Raw genomic sequence first — 16,426 nt, forward strand, 5'->3', positions numbered from 1 at the left:
GCAAAGTAAGACGCAAGGATGAGTGAGACACGCAATAATCCAGCGACACCAGCCTTTGTTCTCGTGCGTCCGCAGATGGGTGAAAACATCGGTGCGTCAGCGCGCGCAATGTGGAATTTCGGGCTGGACCGCATGCGCGTGGTCGCCCCGCGGGACGGCTGGCCAAATCAGGCAGCCGTCGCTTTGGCGAGCGGTGCGGGTCGGCTTTTGGACAACGCATCACTCAGCCCTGATCTGCCCGCCAGTATCGAGGATTGTTCGTTCGTCTTTGCAACCACCGCACGCCCGCGCGATCTGACCAAACCGGTGTTCAGCCCCGAAGAAGCCATGCGCGCGGCCGCAGAGCGGATTTCTGCAGGCGAACGGGTGGCCGTGTTGTTCGGACCAGAACGGGCAGGGTTGGAAAACGACGATATCGCCCGTGCGAATGCGATCATCTCAGTGCCCGTGAACCCCGACTTTCCGTCATTGAACCTCGCGCAATGCGTTTTACTTGTGGGTTATGAGTGGATGCGCGCGACGGGCGATGTGACGCCGCAAGCCGTAGAAATGTCCGGGACGGAGTGGGCGGAAAATATCGAGGTCGAACATCTGGCAACGCATTACGAAGACCGGTTGGAAGAGATGGGTTTTTTCTTTCCTGCGCATAAATCGCAGTCCATGCGCACGAACTTGCGTAACTTCTGGAGCCGGATGCCGATGACACGGGCGGATGTTCAGATGCTGCACGGTATGATGCGGCAGATGGTCCGCTGGAAGACACGCGGCGACTAGTCGCGCTGGACCTTGTATGCGCATCCCCCTAGGGTCGCGGCGCGACAGATTGAGGATAATCAATGAGCAGCAAACGCAAGTTGTTTGAAGAGGTCGGGACGGCTGAGGCGGCAAAACCCGCCGTGCAACCCGGTCTTATCGACAAGCGACACACCGGAGCCAGAAAAGCCATTCGCGTGTGGTTGCAGATTCTTTTTGCGCTGGTCTTTGTCATGATCGCGGTTGGCGGGCTGACCCGGCTGACGGACAGCGGTCTGAGCATTACCGAATGGCGCCCGCTGACCGGTGCATTGCCCCCCCTGTCTGAGGCGGAATGGCAATCGGAATTCGAGAAATATCAGGCCATTGATGAATTCCGCATCCAGAACCAATGGATGCAGATGGCGGATTTCAAGATTATCTATTGGTGGGAATGGGGTCATCGCCAGCTTGGACGTGTGATTGGCGTCGTCTGGGCGCTTGGCTTTGGGTATTTTGCGCTCAGACGGCAGGTGCCTGTCGGCTGGAACGGAAAGCTCTTGTTCCTCGGCCTGCTTGGCGGCGCGCAGGGGGCGATCGGCTGGTGGATGGTTGCCTCTGGTGTGACGCAAGGGGAAGGCGTCACAGATGTGGCCAGTTATCGCCTCGCCACCCATCTGGGTCTGGCGTTCATTATCCTCGGATTCATAGCGTGGTACATCATGGAACTGGGCCGCAGCGCGCCCGATCTGATGCAGGCGCGGCGGGTGAAAGAGGCAAAACAATGGGGCATGTCGACCGGGCTTTTGCATTTTACCTTTCTGCAAATTCTCCTCGGGGCACTGGTTGCAGGCATTGATGCCGGTCGCAGCTATACCGACTGGCCCATGATGGGCGGCCAATGGTTTCCGTCGACCGCGCTTGTGCTCGAACCGATGTGGCGCAACTTCTTTGAAAGCCCGGGGTTGGTGCAATTCATGCACCGGGTGACGGGATACGTATTGATCCTGTTCACCTTCGTGGTCTGGCTGCGGGGGCGTAAATCAACACATCCCCATACCCGCTTTGCATTTAATGCCGTTTTGGCGGCAATGACGTTGCAGATTGCCCTTGGGATCGTGACGGTATTGTACGGCGCACCCGCTCATATCGCGATTTTCCACCAAACTCTGGCGGTGATCGTCTGGGTGCTGATCCTGCGCGCCCGGTTCCTGAGCGGATACCCCATTGCAACCTCTGTGAGGGGAACCTGAAAATGGCCGATGCTTATACCGACCTGATGGCATTTAGCCGCGAAACGCAGGCGCTGGCCGCCATTGCCGGACGGCTTGAATGGGATCAGGAGACCATGATGCCGCGAGGTGCCGCAGCGCAACGTGCGGAAGAGTCTGCAGCGCTTGAGGCGGTCCTGCATGCACGGCGGACCGATCCGCGCATGGCCGACTGGATTGCAGCAGCTGAAACAAACAGCACGGATAGTGTTGCCAAGGCACAGCTGCGCCATATTCGCCGCAGTTTCGAGCGCGCCTCCAAAGTACCAGCGGCGCTTGCGAGCGAACTGGCACGGGTCACATCCGCCGCACAGGGCGTATGGGCTGAGGCGCGTGCAAATGACGATTTTGCGGCCTTTGCACCCACGCTGGAAAGGGTGATTGCCTTGCGGCGGGAAGAGGGCGCGGCCCTCGCAGCAGGGGGCGACGTTTATGACGCGCTCCTGTCTGATTATGAACCCGGGACAACAGGCGCAGAACTCGAAGCGATGTTTGGGGCTTTGCGCCCGGAACTCAGGGCGTTGCGCGCCGCCGCTCTTGAGGCCGCTTCGCCCGCACAGGTGCAAGGCCGGTTTGACCCGGGCGCACAGATGAAGCTGACGCTGAAACTGGCAGAAGCCTTCGGCTATGACATGCAGCGCGGGCGTGTCGACAAGGCGGTGCATCCGTTCAGCTCCGGGTCCGGCCTTGATGTACGGATCACGACACGCACCAGCGCAAATGATCCCTTTAACTGCATCTATTCGACCATCCACGAGGTCGGGCACGCCTGTTACGAGCAAAACATTGACGATGCCTATCTGCTCACGCCCTTGGGCAGTGGCGTATCGATGGGCGTGCACGAAAGTCAAAGCCGCATCTATGAAAACCAATTGGGCCGCAGTCGGGCCTTTACCGGTTGGTTATTCGGTGAAATGCGCGACGCGTTTGGCGACTTTGGTATCCCGGATGAGGATGCGTTTTATGCAACCGTCAACCGGGTGAACAATGGGTTCATCCGTACCGAATCTGATGAACTTCAGTACAACCTGCATGTCTTGTTGCGCTTCGATCTGGAGCGGGCGCTGATTGCGGGTGATCTGACCGTGCGCGATCTGGAAGCTGTATGGAACGACCGCTTCCTGGCCGATTTCGGATTCGCGGTCGATAAACCCTCAAACGGTGTGTTGCAGGATGTGCATTGGTCGGTGGGGCTGTTTGGGTATTTCCCGACCTATAGTCTCGGTAATGTCTATGCCGGGTGCCTTCATGAGGCGCTGCGGCGTGCAGTTCCGGATCTGGATACGCAACTGGGGCAGGGTGATACGCGCACAGCAACCCGTTGGCTAAAGGACAATGTGCAGTGTCATGGCGGGCTTTACGAGCCGCGCGACCTCATTGAGCGCGCAACCGGCGCTGCCCCAACAGAGGGCCCCTTGCTTGCCTATCTCAAGGACAAATTCAGCCGGATTTACGCGTTGTAACTGCGTTGAATGCGAGCGTCGGGCCGCGCGTTCGCTGCTGCCCGTTCTTGCAATGCTAGTTCAGAACACCGTCGCCATCTTGGTCTGACGTGGCAAAGTCCTCGTTCATTTGCAGCAGAAATTCATCTTCTGAAACGGATCCGTCTGCATCGTTGTCCAGCATGTCGAAAGCATCACCGATCAGGTGATCGTCGACCTCATCCGGTGACAAAACGGAGTCCTTGTTACGGTCCATTTCTTCAAAAGCGAAATCTGCAAAGCTGTCATATTCCGCTTTCGACACAGCACCATCCCCGTTTTTGTCAAGCGCTTCGAGGTGTCCTTGGTTCAAGGGTATTTGTTCCGCAATCGCCGGAAATCCAGCGGCGACAAACACAGGCAGTATCAGATAGGTCAGTTTCATTTCGATATCTCCCGTTAACACGCAAAGGATTGACCGGCCACTGCGCCAGCCCCGGCGCCACCAGCGCGCAGGATGTCCTGACCTGAGCCTCCGCCGAATTCATTGCCGATGGCACCACCTATTATGGCCCCGGCAATCGTGCCAGTCGCGCAGGCAATGTTGTGTTGGCGTTGTTGCTGTTGTTCAGGGGTCGCGGCAGGCCCACAGGCCTGCACCGCAAGAGCGGCCGAAAAGAGCAATAGTGTTACGGGTTTTATCATCTAATGTCGCCTCCTGTTGTTCGTTCCAGTTGTGAGTGCCGTGGCAGGTCTAATGTCCCGACAATGAACCCTGATGCCACTGGCTCTAAGACTCGTCGTCGCCGGTTTCTTCCTCGCCCTGATCTGCAATCCACGCGACGCTGACGACCTCTTCGCCCTTGCCGGTGTTGAAGACTTTGACCCCACCCGCCGAGCGTGAGCGGAACGATATTCCCTCCACGGGGACGCGGATCGATTGGCCCTTGGACGTGGCGAGCATGATCTGGTCGTCCATCTCAACCGGGAAAGACGCCACGATTGGTCCGCCGCGCATCGCCTTGTCCATTGCCTGAACGCCCATGCCGCCACGTCCGCGCACCGGGTAGTCGTGGCTGGAGCTCAACTTGCCCGACCCTTGCGCGGTGATCGTCAGGATCAGGTTTTCCGCCGCCGACATCTTGGCGTAATCGATCTCGACGCTTTCGCCGGTGGTTTCCTCTTCTTCGATCTCGGCATCATCCGCCAAACCCGCCATGGCGCGGCGCATCTTGAGATAGGCGACACGCTCGTCCGAAGTGGCGTTGAAATGACGAATGACCGACATGGACACGACCTTGTCGTCGCCGGTCAGCCGCACTCCCCGCACCCCGACGGAAGAGCGTGAATTGAACACCCGCACATCTGTGGAGGGAAAACGGATCGCGCGACCCGATGCGGTGACCAGCATCACATCATCATCCGGAGAGGCGATGCGTGCGTTGATCAGCGTGGTCTCGGCGTGTTCATCCTCGAACTTCATCGCGATCTTGCCGTTGGATTTCACGTTTGTGAAATCGGACAGCGCATTGCGCCGCACAGTGCCTGCAGACGTGGCAAAGACGATCTGCAATTCGGACCAGTCTTTTTCGTCACGGTCGATGGGCAGGATGGCCGCGATGGAGACCCCCTGCGGGATCGGCAGAATGTTGATAATCGCCTTGCCCTTGGAAGTGCGCCCGCCCTGCGGCAGCCGCCATGTCTTGAGCTTGTAGGCCATGCCATCCGTGGTAAAAAACAGCAATTGCGTGTGGGTATTGGCCACAAACAGCGTGGTGACGACATCGTCTTCCTTGAGGCTGCCGCCCGACAGGCCCTTGCCGCCGCGCCGCTGGCTGCGGAAATCGGCCAAAGGCGTGCGTTTGATATAGCCACCTTGGGTGACAGTCACGACCATGTCCTCGCGCGCGATCAGGTCTTCGTCTTCCATGTCACCGGACCAGTCGACGATTTCGGTGCGACGTGGCACGGCAAACAACTCGCGCACCTCGCGCAGTTCATCCGAGATAATGCTCATAATGCGATCACGCGATCCCAGAATATCAAGGTATTCCTTGATCTTACCCGCCAGTTCTTCAAGTTCGTCGGTGACTTCCTTGACACCGATCTGGGTCAGACGTTGCAGGCGCAGATCAAGGATCGCGCGGGCTTGTGTTTCTGAAAGATTGTACGTGCCGTCATCATTCGCCGTATGGGTCGGATCATCAATCAGCGCGATATAGGGCAGGATGTCCTGCGCCGGCCAGCGGCGGGTCATCAGCTTGCTACGCGCCTCGCTTGCATCCGCAGAAGATCGGATCGTCGCGACAACTTCGTCAATGTTTGTAACCGCAACGGCCAGACCACAGAGCACATGGCTGCGTTCGCGCGCTTTGCGCAACAGATACGCCGTGCGGCGTGCGACAACTTCCTCGCGGAAATCAATGAAATAGGTCAGGAACTTGCGCAGCGTCAGCTGTTCAGGGCGGCCGCCATTCAGCGCCAGCATGTTACAGCCGAAATAGGTTTGCAGCGGCGTGAACCGGTAAAGCTGGTTCATCACCACCTCAGCCGTCGCATCACGCTTCAACTCGACGACGACACGCACGCCATTGCGATCGGATTCGTCCTGTACGTGTGAAATGCCTTCGATCTTTTTCTCGCGCACCTGTTCGGCGATCTTTTCGATCATCGTCGCCTTGTTCACCTGATAGGGGATTTCATCAACGACGATGGCCCAGCGATCCTTGCGGATTTCCTCGACCCGCGTCTTGGCGCGTATGATGACGGACCCGCGGCCCTCAAGATAGGCTTTGCGTGCACCGGTGCGGCCCAGCATGATGCCACCCGTCGGGAAATCCGGGCCGGGAACATAGTCGATCAATTGTTCAGACGTCAGGTCCGGTTCCTCGATCAGTGCCAGCGTGGCGTCAATCACCTCACCCAGATTGTGGGGCGGAATGTTGGTCGCCATGCCAACCGCGATACCGCCAGCACCATTGACCAGCATATTGGGAAAGCGGGCGGGCAGGACGGTCGGCTCTTTTTGTTTGCCGTCGTAATTGTCCTGATAATTGACCGTATCCTTATCTATATCGGCCAACAGATAGGCAGCGGGCTTGTCCATGCGCACTTCGGTATAACGCATCGCCGCCGGGTTATCGCCGTCCATCGAGCCAAAGTTACCCTGACCATCCAATAGCGGCAGGGACATTGAAAAATCCTGCGCCATACGCACAAGCGCGTCATAAATCGCGCTGTCACCATGCGGATGATACTGACCCATCACATCGCCAACCGGACGCGCGGATTTTCGGTAGGATTTGTCGTGCGTGTTGCCCGTTTCGTGCATCGCGAACAGGATGCGCCGGTGCACCGGTTTCAATCCATCGCGCAGATCCGGGATCGCGCGGCTGACAATGACCGACATCGCGTAATCCAAATAGGACGTGCGCATTTCTTGTTCGATGCTGACAGAGGGCCCATCGTAAACAGGGCGCTCCGGGCGCATTTCATCATCACTATCAGGGGGTTGTGGTGTATCGCTCACGTTGTCTGCCCATTTTTTGCGCCGGGTCTATATCTTGTGTCTTCACCATAACAGAGCCCGTACATAAGGTGCAATCCAATTGTCTTGCGATGCTTGGCAGCCACCTTGCTCAAGTGCCAATACGTTGTTTTTATTGAAAAGTAATTTTTTCATGGCATGCTGAAGATACAGTACGCAAAAAAGAGGGAAAAATGGTTCAATCAGAAACAGAGTTTATGCTTAAAGGGTATGGGCTGACCACGGCTGAGTTTTTTTACCACATGCCGGACTATACGCATGTGTTGAACAGTTACATCTGGCAGGATTACGACCTGGCCCCGGATCATCCGAAATTATTTAAGTTCGTTGAGTTTTGGCAGTCGGAAATTGAAGGCCCCCTGCACTCGGTGCGTTTTACCCATCGCAAGATGGTGTCGCCGGGGGAGTGGCGTAACGTGACGGGCGAATTCACGATCCACTGACATTCCGCGCGTTTCAGGCAGAGCAACTCGCGCCCCCCAGCACACAGAATTTTGCACAGTGCGGGTGATTCAACGCGACATCCTGCTCAGCTTGCTCCAGCGTCTCGCCAAGCTCGAACTCGGGCGCGTAAGGTAAGAGTGTGCAGGCGAGCACGGCCGGTGACGCCGCACCGCGCCGTTTGACCACCATACGTGACGATGCGCACATCATGCCATCGGGTGACTTGTCCAGAATACCCCAGCATGCGGTGGTAATTTCCGGCACCTCAACGGATACGTCCATCTCTGGAAACAGTACTGTGACGGCCGGGTTATGCGCATCAATATCAAACCCATGCTGCGCAAAGAACGCAGCATAGCCTGCGCGGCTTTCCGCCTCGCTCTGTGCCATGATAGAGCGTCCCGCGACTGCCATGGTAAAGCCATTGTCGCGCAGCCATTTCATGCCGGCCAGCGTTTTGTCAAAAGCGCCGACGCCGCGTTCGTCATCATGCAGGGATGCATCGTAGTGATCGACTGAAATGCGCAACGTCATTTTGCCGGGGTAGGCCGCATTCAGGGCCAGCAACCCGACCTGCATGTTCTTGCGCATCATCGGGCGCATGGCATTGGTCAAAACCAGCACGTCATATCCGCGCTCAAGAGCCGCCCGCGCCAGATCGATCATCTGAGGGTTCATGAAGGGTTCGCCGCCAGTGAAGGCGATTTCAGTCACGGGCCATGCGCGTTTTTCAAGCTGGTCCAGATAACTGCGCACCTCATCCGCTGAGATATAGACCAGCGCATCATTGGTTGGGCTGCTTTCAATATAGCAGTTCACGCATTCGATGTTGCACAATGTACCGGTGTTGAACCAAAGCGTCTTGGGATGTGTCAGCCTGACACGCGCGCGCGGCTCACCTTTGGCAGTGATTTCAGGGTTTTGGAACTTTCCAATGTTTGCCTCAAGCCGGTCTTTCATCTGCCAGTCGCTCCCTGCGTCTTTGCAAATCTATTTGCGCGAGAGCAGCATAGAAGGCAAGAAAGTGCTACCTGATTTATGCGCACAGTGTTGTGAACGCTTTACCATTGGCCCATGTTTGCGCTAACACTCACCCGAGCCGAATCCGGCCTGCTACATGAGGTGCCCATCATGGTTTCACGCGTTATTCCGGTTGATCCATTTGATCTGGTCGTATTCGGGGGCACGGGCGACCTTGCCCGACGCAAGATCCTGCCTGCTTTGTTTCGACGCTTCTGTGCCGGGCAAATGCCGAAAACGGCGCGGATCATCGGTGCCGCCAGATCGGATATGTCTGATGCTTCCTATGCGCAGCTCGTCGCTGATGCGGTCCGTGAATTCAGTCCGGGTGCAGAAAGCCATGCGGAGATGCTGGATGACTTTTTAAAAGGCGTCTCTTACGTTCAGATTGACGCCATGGGCGAGGACGGATGGGCAGAGCTGACCCAAAAGGTGACGTCAGTGGACCGGGTCGAGGCCTATTACTTTTCTGTGGCCCCCTCCTTGTTCGGCCCGCTGGCAGAGCGTTTGCAAGGCCATGGGCTGGCCGACCGAAAAGCACGGATTGTTGTGGAAAAGCCCTTTGGGCGAGATCTCGAAACGGCCAAAGCGCTGAATGCGACGCTCGCGCGGTATTTTGACGAAACGCAGATTTACCGCATCGATCATTATCTTGGCAAGGAAACCGTGCAGAACCTGATGGCTGTGCGTTTTGGCAACATGTTGTTCGAGCCCCTCTGGAACAGCCAGTTTGTCGACCATATTCAGGTGACTGTTGCTGAAACCGTGGGAGTAGGTGGGCGCGGCGAATACTACGACCGGGCAGGGGCCATGCGCGATATGGTTCAAAACCACCTGATGCAGCTTTTGTGTCTGATCGCGATGGAGCCCCCCGCACGGTTTGATCCTGATGCGGTACGGGACGAAAAGCTGAAGGTGATCCGCGCCCTTGAACCGGTGGAGCCGCACCACATCGTCCGGGGGCAATATGAAGCGGATGCAAACGATATTGAAAATCATCCCGATTACCGGACGGCGGCGGGCAACCCACGCTCAAAGACAGAGAGCTTTGTGGCACTGAAAACGCATATCGCCAACTGGCGTTGGGCCGGTACGCCGTTTTATCTGCGCACTGGCAAGCGCATGCGCGAGCGTTCCAGTGAGATATCGATCGTGTTCAAGGAAACCCCGCATTCCATTTTTGCCGAAGACGCAGGGCGGCACCGCAATGTTCTGTCGATCAAGCTTCAGCCCAATGAAGGCATCACACTTGGCGTGACAATCAAAGAACCCGGCCCTGGCGGTATGCGTCTGATTGATGTGCCGTTGGATATGACCTTTGCGGAAGCGCTTGGCCCGGATGGCGGTGAATCGGTGGATGCTTATGAGCGGTTGATCATGGATGTGATCCGGGGCAATCAGACGTTGTTCATGCGCGGTGATGAAGTAGAGGCGGCATGGGGTTGGACCGATCCCATCATTCAAGGCTGGACAGACCGGGGCGATGTGCCGAAACCCTATGACAGTTTCAGCGACGGGCCGGATGCATCCGCGCAATTGATGGGCCGGGACAACAGAGAATGGCGAAAGATCTGAACCATGCAAATCATTGAGTATATCGACAGGGACATTGCGGCCATCGGCGTGGCGGACGCGCTCGCAAGTGGTCTGAAAAACGCACTTTTGATACAGGATAAGGTCAGTCTCGCGGTGCCGGGTGGCACGACACCGGGGCCGATTTTTGACGTGCTCTGTGCGGCAGATCTGGACTGGGACCGGGTCACGATCATGCTGACGGATGAGCGGTGGGTGCCCGAAGACCACGAACGCTCAAACACAGCACTGGTTAAATCGCGCTTGATGCAGGGGCCCGCCGCCAAGGCGCAGTTCTTGCCATTTTACAGGGCAGGGGAAACAGCGCATGAGGCCGCACCGGTATTGTCTGAAACCGTGAGAACACAGATGCCTTTGTCGATGGTCGTGCTGGGCATGGGCAATGACAAGCACACCGCCTCTCTTTTTCCGGGTGCCAAAGGGCTGTCGCAAGCCTTGCACCCCGACGCGCCCGCGCTGTGTCCGATTGAGGCCAGCAGCCAGCCTGATGTACGCATCACGCTTAGCGCGGCGGCTTTGAAGGGGGCGATGGACAAGCACCTGATCATATTCGGACAAGACAAGCGCGCGGCACTGGAGGACGCAATGGGTCGACCGCCAGAGGAAGCGCCGATCGCTGCTGTCATTCAAGGGGGAACAATCCATTGGGCCGCATGACTTCGACGTGGGATGCGTTGCGCGAAAAACAGGCGCATGTAGCGGGCAGGTCAATCCTGTCTTTGTTTGATGATCCGGCCCGCGCGCGGAAATTCAGCGCCAGAACCGGCGATATGCTTTTTGATTTTGCCAAGACGAACATCGACGATGAAACGCTGAAACTGCTGTCGCAGTTGCTCGAAACGTCTGGCATGGCGGAAAAGCGCGCGGCGATGTTCGCGGGCCAGCCCATCAATGACACCGAAGGGCGCGCGGTGTTGCACACGGCACTGCGCAATCTGGACGGTGGCCCGGTGCAGGTGGACGGTGCCGATGTCATGCCGGGCGTTCTGGCCACGCTTGACCGGATGCGGGCCTTCGCGCGGCTGGTGCGTGACAGCGATGTAACTGATGTGGTCAATATCGGGATTGGCGGATCTGATCTGGGGCCTGCGATGGCTGTTGCGGCATTGTCGCCCTATCATGATGGGCCGCGGTGCCACTTCGTTTCGAATGTAGATGGGGCGCATATTGCAGACACGCTGCGTGGGTTGAATGCGAAGACCACGCTCGTCATCGTGGCTTCCAAGACGTTCACGACCATTGAAACAATGACGAATGCGCGCACTGCGCGCGCCTGGATGACCGAACATGGGGGCGACCCACAGGTCCAGTTTGCGGCACTGTCCACAGCGGATGAACTGACAGCCGCTTTTGGCATCCCGCCCGAGCGGGTTTTTGGTTTCGAGGATTGGGTCGGCGGGCGGTACTCAGTCTGGGGGCCGATTGGCCTGTCGCTCATGATCGCGATTGGACCCAAGGGGTTTGATGCCTTTCTGCGGGGTGGACAGGCAATGGACCGGCATTTTCAGGCCGCCGACTGGCGTGAGAATCTACCGGTGCTGCTTGCTCTTGTGGGTGTGTGGCACGCGCAGGTTTGCGGTTACAGCAGCCGCGCTGTGCTTCCCTATGATCAGCGCCTGTCAAAGCTGCCTGATTACCTGCAGCAACTCGAAATGGAATCGAATGGCAAAAGTGTCCAGATCAATGGCGATGATGTTATCGGGGACAGCGGGCCGATTGTCTGGGGGGCCGCAGGGACCAATGGGCAACATGCCTTTTACCAACTGATCCATCAGGGGACGCGTGTGATCCCGTGCGAATTCCTGGTGGCGGCCGAAGGACATGAGGCCGAGCTGGCCCATCACCACAATCTGCTTGTCGCAAATTGCCTCGCGCAGTCAGAGGCCCTGATGCGGGGGCGGTCGCTGAATGAAGCGCGCGACAAGATGGTCAAAGCGGGCTTTACGGGCTCGGAACTTGAGCGTCAGGCGCGTCACCGTGTCTTTGCGGGCAACAGGCCCTCGGTTACCTTGGTGTATCCCAAACTTGATCCTTTTATGTTGGGGCAGATTATTGCGCTCTATGAACACCGGGTGTTCGTGGAGGGCGTTATCCTTGGCATCAACTCCTACGACCAATGGGGCGTCGAATTGGGCAAAGAGCTTGCCACGTCGCTACAACCGATTGTGGATGGGGAAGCGCCTGCAGATGGCAAAGACAGCTCAACCGCCCAGTTGGTGGGGTATGTAATAGCAAACAGAGGGTAAATCACGCGCTTTACGTCTCTTTTTGTGCGCCATCAACCTCGATAAATCGCTGTTTCAGGTCGTCAGGAATTGCATAACGCCCACTTCCGTCCGGGTGCAATAAGACGAGAACACATTGGAATGTCGCGCGGATCGTGCCGCCCGACCAAAGTTCCTGATGCATCGAAAAGGACGTGTTGCGAAAAGCGGTGCAGCCACAGGTCACAACATAATCTTCATCCAGCAACATTTCCTGACGGTAGTGAATAGTGCCTGACCGGATCACAATACGCGGCCCCTCAACGCCTCCAAAGCTGCGACTGAGGCCCCAAATCTGTGTGTACTTGACGCGAACACGTTCAAACCAATGCATATAGACGGCGTTATTCACATGTTGTAGAACGTCCAGCTCAGAAAAGCGCACCTGATCGGCCATGGCCAAAGGGGCAGGCGGCGTGATGCCCAACTGAGCCTGCATGTCCGCAGGCAAGGGTGTGTGGTAAGCGAGTGTCATGCCGCGCATTTAGCGTGACGGGCCGGGATTGCCAAGGGTTGCGTCAGCACCAAGGGTATCGGGCAAAAGGCTGACATAAATACGGTTACGCATCATGCCAGTTGCCTTGGATATCAAGCGACTGCTGTGCGCTCATTTCTTTCCGAAATGACACCACACGAGTAAACGCCCGTTTTCAGTGAACTGTTATCTTCAGCACATAAATACGCGTTGAGAAAAGATGGAGCGGGTAACGAGAATCGAACTCGTAACTAAAGCTTGGGAAGCTGCCGTGATACCTTTTCACCATACCCGCCTTGCGCTGCTGTTAGCGAACCTGTGCAATACCGTCAAGCAATCCGCACCTGTTTGCCTCATTGGTCTGTTTTCCTGCGCGTCAGGTCGCGTCAGGCGCGCCGACGTCTGCGCCGCCCCCCACCGCTACCGTCCTCGGCACCGCCGCCCGTGTTAAACGTGGCGTCCGGCAAGGAAACTATGGAATTCAAAATGGGGAAGGGCTCAACCGAATTTGGAATGGCGGAGGCATTCACGAAATGTTCCTGAAAACGAGGTTCAATCGCGGTTTCGATCTTGTGGATGGCCCCGACCGTCGCTTCGATTTCCGCGCGCGCGGCTGTGTTGAGCAGCGCGATGCGCGCCCCTGTGCCTGCCGCATTTCCGGCGGATGTCACCTTGTCGAGCGGTGCATCCGGGATCATCCCCAAAACCATCGCGTGTTTGGACGATATATGTGCCCCGAAAGCGCCCGCCAGAACCACGCGGTCAACCTTGTCGACGCCAAATTTATCCATCAGCAAACGCGCGCCGGAATAGAGCGCCGCTTTTGCCATCTGAATTTCGCGAATGTCGCGGTTCGTCACGGTAATACGGGGGCCGCCTTCTGCTTTGCCATCAAAGACGAGGTATGAATAGGTGCGCCCATCCAGAAAGCAACGTTGCGTGCCGGTCTGTTCTGGGGAGCCGATCAGGCCGGGTGCATCGACGATGCCATTCATGCGCATTTCTGCGACCATCTCAATAATGCCGGAACCGCATATCCCGGTGATGCCGGAGGGCCCGACCTCTTTGCTGAAATCGGGATCATCTGACCACAGGTCAGAGCCGATGACCTTGAACCTCGGGTCTTTTGTTATGGGGTCTATTTCCACACGCTCAATGGCGCCGGGGGCGGCGCGCTGTCCGGAACTGATTTGCGCCCCCTCAAACGCGGGTCCGGTGGGCGAGGAACAGGCGAGCACCTTTTCCTTGTTGCCCAGCAGGATTTCCGCGTTGGTGCCCACGTCGACCACCAAAACCAGATCGTCGGATTTATCCGGTGCCTCGGACAGGGCCACGGCGGCGGCATCGGCTCCGACATGTCCTGCGATACATGGCAACAGATAGACCCGCGCGGAGGGGTGGATGTTCAGATCAAGATCATCGGCGCGCAGGCGCAACGCGTTATTGGTGGTCAGCGCAAAGGGGGCCTGCCCAAGCTCAAAGGGATCAATCCCGAGAAACAGGTGGTGCATCACCGGGTTGCAGACAAAAACCGCATCCACGATCAGCGCCTTGTCGATCTGCGCCTCAGCGGCGATCTGGGTAAAGAGCGCGCGCATGCCTTCGCGCACCGCTTCGGTCATCTCATCCGCGCCACCGGCATTCATCATCGAATAGCTGACCCGGCTCATTAGGTCTTCGCCAAAGCGGATCTGGGGGTTCATCACCCCGGAAGAGGCGAGCACCTCGCCCGTTTGCAAATCACACAGATGCGCCGCAATCGTGGTTGAGCCGAGATCGACCGCCAGACCATAGACGGTGCCGTCGTAATAGCCGGGCCAGATGTTCATGATGCGCGGCGGGTTTTCGGCATCGCCGAGATGCACAGCCACCGTGACTTTCCAGTCGCCCTTGCGCAGGATCGGCTGCATGCTTTGCAGGATATGCAGGTCCGCTGCGACGTTCTCCAGCTCCCATTGATCCCTTAACGCGTCACGCAGACGTTCCAGATCACCGGAGGGGTCGTGCATGTCCGGTTCGGCCACTTCGACGTAATAAAGCTTGGTCGATGGATCGAGGATAATGTCCCGCGCTTCAGCGCGTTTGCGCACGACCTGTTTATGCACCTGGCTTTCGGGCGGCACGTCGATCACCACATCGCCCTGCACCGTCGCTTGGCATCCCAGTCTGCGCCCGTCGATCAGGCCGCGTTTGTCTTTGTAGCGTTGTTCGACCTTGTTCCATTCGGACAGCGCGCCCTCACGTACGGTGACACCATGTTTGGAAAATTCGCCGTAGCTTGGGGTGATCTGACATTTTGAACAGATGCCGCGCCCGCCACAGACCGAATCCAGATCAACGCCCAATTTCCGGGCAGCGGTCAGGATCGGTGTGCCGACCTCAAAATGGCCGCGTTTACCCGAGGGCGTGAATACGACTAGAGGATCATTGCGCATGGACATGTGCCGCCTGTTGAACTGATTTGCCCTACCATAGATCACGGCGCGGCCCAAGACAGCCGATCCGCGTCATTTGATGCGTCAGCCGCGGCATTCCTCTTTCGATTTTATCATAAAGTTCATGAGGTTTTCGGGGATCAGCCGTCTAGGGCACAAGCGTTGGCGACTGTCCCCGCGCGTGAAAGATGAAACCAATCGTATTCAGCAGAAGCTGAGCCGCCAGAATGGAGGTGCTGCCGGTGGGGTCATAATCTGGTGCCACCTCCACCAGATCAAGGCCGATGATCGGGTTGCGCCCCGCCACGCCCTGCAACAGCTCAAGCACTTCATAATATAGAAAACCGCCATGGCTGGGCGTGCCCGTCCCCGGCGCGATGGAGGGGCAGAATGCATCAATATCAATCGTGATGTAGACAGGCACCCCGGCGGGCACGCTATCAAGCAGCTTTTCAAGCCCCATCTTGCGCGCCTGACGCACCGATATGATCTGCGAGCCCATGGCGCGGGCATCTGCGTATCCTTCGCGTGCGGTCGAGCTGACATTGCGAATGCCAACTTGCGTTAACCCGCTGACATAGCTCTGTTCGGCGGCACGGCGCATCGGATTGCCATGCCCGTGGCGCACCCCGTGGCGCTCATCGACAAAATCCAGATGCGCATCAATCTGCAGGATATGAAATGCCCCGCCGCTGTATTCCGGCCCGTTATAGGCCCGAATGCAGGGGATGTTGATGGAATGATCCCCGCCGATCACCACAGGCAGCGCGCCTGCGCGCAGGGCGGCCCGCACGCCGGTTTGGATGTTTTCATGGCTTTTTTCGGTTGCGGTATGCACGATATCCGCATCGCCCATATCGACGATCCTGACATCGGCAGGCAGGTAGGTCGCATCATCCTCGTGATCATAAGCGCCTGCGTGACCAAAGCTGAACAGAGTGGACGCCTCGCGCACACCGCGCGGGCCAAACCGTGCCCCGGCCCGCCATTGGGTGCCGCCATCAAAGGGCGCACCCAAGACGGCAACATCAGCGTCCAGTGTATCCCAGTCGGCCACGTAGGGGCGCTTGCCAAATGTTGAGATGCCCACAAAAGGTAAATCCAGCCTGCCGCTCGCGTAACTATGATCTGTCATGGTGTCCGTCCTATTGTCTTCAGGGCTAGCATTGCCCTGCGCTGGACCGCTTGGCAATCATCACACAGTGCCGCATGGACAATTTTGCC

General features: G+C 57.6%; 14 protein-coding genes and 1 tRNA gene. 7 read left to right on the plus strand and 8 right to left on the minus strand.

Going from position 1 to position 16,426, the window contains the following annotated elements:
- The first annotated feature begins 18 nt into the window (after positions 1-18).
- The 3 genes from K5Q35_RS03860 (at position 19) to K5Q35_RS03870 (ending at position 3,466) form a co-directional block, all read left to right on the plus strand.
- A complete protein-coding gene (locus K5Q35_RS03860) occupies positions 19-774 on the plus strand; it encodes an RNA methyltransferase (RefSeq protein ID WP_220798508.1) in 756 nt (251 codons plus the stop codon).
- Between the two features lie 62 nt (positions 775-836).
- A complete protein-coding gene (gene ctaA, locus K5Q35_RS03865; RefSeq protein ID WP_220798509.1) occupies positions 837-1,985 on the plus strand; it encodes a heme A synthase in 1,149 nt (382 codons plus the stop codon).
- Between the two features lie 2 nt (positions 1,986-1,987).
- Positions 1,988-3,466, plus strand: coding sequence for a carboxypeptidase M32 (locus tag K5Q35_RS03870; protein ID WP_220798510.1), 1,479 nt, complete (start codon positions 1,988-1,990; stop codon positions 3,464-3,466).
- Positions 3,467-3,521: 55 nt separating this feature from the next.
- Here the strand turns inward: K5Q35_RS03870 and K5Q35_RS03875 are convergent, their stop codons facing one another.
- The 3 genes from K5Q35_RS03875 to gyrA form a co-directional block, all read right to left on the minus strand.
- Positions 3,522-3,869 carry a hypothetical protein gene (locus K5Q35_RS03875; RefSeq protein ID WP_220798511.1) on the minus strand — a complete coding sequence of 116 codons (348 nt, stop codon included), beginning with the start codon at positions 3,867-3,869 and terminating at the stop codon, positions 3,522-3,524.
- Positions 3,870-3,883: 14 nt separating this feature from the next.
- Positions 3,884-4,129, minus strand: coding sequence for a glycine zipper 2TM domain-containing protein (locus K5Q35_RS03880; protein ID WP_013961744.1), 246 nt, complete (start codon positions 4,127-4,129; stop codon positions 3,884-3,886).
- Positions 4,130-4,214: 85 nt separating this feature from the next.
- Positions 4,215-6,953 carry a DNA gyrase subunit A gene (gene gyrA / locus K5Q35_RS03885; protein ID WP_220798512.1) on the minus strand — a complete coding sequence of 913 codons (2,739 nt, stop codon included), beginning with the start codon at positions 6,951-6,953 and terminating at the stop codon, positions 4,215-4,217.
- A 191-nt stretch (positions 6,954-7,144) separates the two neighbouring features.
- Here gyrA and K5Q35_RS03890 point away from each other — a divergent pair, with 191 nt between their 5' ends.
- On the plus strand, positions 7,145-7,414 hold the full coding sequence (locus tag K5Q35_RS03890) for an usg protein (protein WP_220798513.1): 270 nt from the start codon (positions 7,145-7,147) through the stop codon (positions 7,412-7,414).
- Positions 7,415-7,427: 13 nt separating this feature from the next.
- On the opposite strand, the gene K5Q35_RS03895 is transcribed toward K5Q35_RS03890, so the two are convergent.
- Positions 7,428-8,375 (minus strand): radical SAM protein, encoded by a 948-nt coding sequence (locus K5Q35_RS03895; RefSeq protein WP_220798514.1) that lies wholly within the window; start codon positions 8,373-8,375, stop codon positions 7,428-7,430.
- A gap of 171 nt (positions 8,376-8,546) precedes the next feature.
- Here K5Q35_RS03895 and zwf point away from each other — a divergent pair, with 171 nt between their 5' ends.
- From zwf to pgi, 3 genes are read left to right on the plus strand one after another with little or no spacing between them, the layout of a single operon-like run.
- Entirely contained in the window at positions 8,547-10,010 is a 1,464-nt protein-coding gene (gene zwf, locus K5Q35_RS03900) for a glucose-6-phosphate dehydrogenase (RefSeq protein WP_013961748.1), read from the plus strand.
- Positions 10,011-10,013: 3 nt separating this feature from the next.
- Positions 10,014-10,685 (plus strand): 6-phosphogluconolactonase, encoded by a 672-nt coding sequence (gene pgl / locus K5Q35_RS03905; RefSeq protein WP_220798515.1) that lies wholly within the window; start codon positions 10,014-10,016, stop codon positions 10,683-10,685.
- Positions 10,682-12,274: a glucose-6-phosphate isomerase gene (gene pgi / locus K5Q35_RS03910; protein WP_220798755.1), complete on the plus strand. Its 1,593-nt coding sequence runs from the start codon at positions 10,682-10,684 to the stop codon at positions 12,272-12,274. The genes pgl and pgi overlap by 4 nt, the downstream gene beginning before the upstream one ends.
- Positions 12,275-12,284: 10 nt before the next feature.
- Here pgi and K5Q35_RS03915 read toward each other — a convergent pair whose 3' ends face one another.
- From K5Q35_RS03915 to K5Q35_RS03930, 4 genes are all read right to left on the minus strand, one after another.
- Positions 12,285-12,767, minus strand: a complete 483-nt coding sequence (locus tag K5Q35_RS03915) for a thioesterase family protein (RefSeq protein WP_220798516.1) — start codon at positions 12,765-12,767, stop codon at positions 12,285-12,287.
- Between the two features lie 221 nt (positions 12,768-12,988).
- Positions 12,989-13,062, minus strand: a tRNA-Gly gene (locus K5Q35_RS03920).
- A 91-nt stretch (positions 13,063-13,153) separates the two neighbouring features.
- Positions 13,154-15,202 carry an ASKHA domain-containing protein gene (locus K5Q35_RS03925; protein ID WP_220798756.1) on the minus strand — a complete coding sequence of 683 codons (2,049 nt, stop codon included), beginning with the start codon at positions 15,200-15,202 and terminating at the stop codon, positions 13,154-13,156.
- A 148-nt stretch (positions 15,203-15,350) separates the two neighbouring features.
- The gene (locus K5Q35_RS03930; RefSeq protein ID WP_220798517.1) at positions 15,351-16,337 is read right to left on the minus strand and encodes an agmatinase; all 987 of its coding nucleotides are present in this window, start codon (positions 16,335-16,337) and stop codon (positions 15,351-15,353) included.
- Positions 16,338-16,426 lie beyond the last annotated feature (89 nt).

It is taken from the genome of Roseobacter sp. OBYS 0001 (assembly GCF_019654895.1).
Taxonomy (GTDB): Bacteria; Pseudomonadota; Alphaproteobacteria; order Rhodobacterales; family Rhodobacteraceae; genus Roseobacter; species Roseobacter litoralis.

Excerpts from the sequence above, each read along its gene's own strand:
- K5Q35_RS03930 (WP_220798517.1), bottom strand. The coding sequence starts at position 16,337 with ATGACAGATCATAGTTACGCGAGCGGCAGGCTGGATTTACCTTTTGTG.
- K5Q35_RS03895 (WP_220798514.1), bottom strand. The coding sequence starts at position 8,375 with ATGAAAGACCGGCTTGAGGCAAACATTGGAAAGTTCCAAAACCCTGAA.
- K5Q35_RS03925 (WP_220798756.1), bottom strand. The coding sequence starts at position 15,202 with ATGCGCAATGATCCTCTAGTCGTATTCACGCCCTCGGGTAAACGCGGC.
- K5Q35_RS03890 (WP_220798513.1), top strand. The coding sequence starts at position 7,145 with ATGGTTCAATCAGAAACAGAGTTTATGCTTAAAGGGTATGGGCTGACC.
- K5Q35_RS03870 (WP_220798510.1), top strand. The coding sequence starts at position 1,988 with ATGGCCGATGCTTATACCGACCTGATGGCATTTAGCCGCGAAACGCAG.
- K5Q35_RS03860 (WP_220798508.1), top strand. The coding sequence starts at position 19 with ATGAGTGAGACACGCAATAATCCAGCGACACCAGCCTTTGTTCTCGTG.
- pgl (WP_220798515.1), top strand. The coding sequence starts at position 10,014 with ATGCAAATCATTGAGTATATCGACAGGGACATTGCGGCCATCGGCGTG.
- K5Q35_RS03880 (WP_013961744.1), bottom strand. The coding sequence starts at position 4,129 with ATGATAAAACCCGTAACACTATTGCTCTTTTCGGCCGCTCTTGCGGTG.
- zwf (WP_013961748.1), top strand. The coding sequence starts at position 8,547 with ATGGTTTCACGCGTTATTCCGGTTGATCCATTTGATCTGGTCGTATTC.
- ctaA (WP_220798509.1), top strand. The coding sequence starts at position 837 with ATGAGCAGCAAACGCAAGTTGTTTGAAGAGGTCGGGACGGCTGAGGCG.
- K5Q35_RS03875 (WP_220798511.1), bottom strand. The coding sequence starts at position 3,869 with ATGAAACTGACCTATCTGATACTGCCTGTGTTTGTCGCCGCTGGATTT.
- K5Q35_RS03915 (WP_220798516.1), bottom strand. The coding sequence starts at position 12,767 with ATGACACTCGCTTACCACACACCCTTGCCTGCGGACATGCAGGCTCAG.
- pgi (WP_220798755.1), top strand. The coding sequence starts at position 10,682 with ATGACTTCGACGTGGGATGCGTTGCGCGAAAAACAGGCGCATGTAGCG.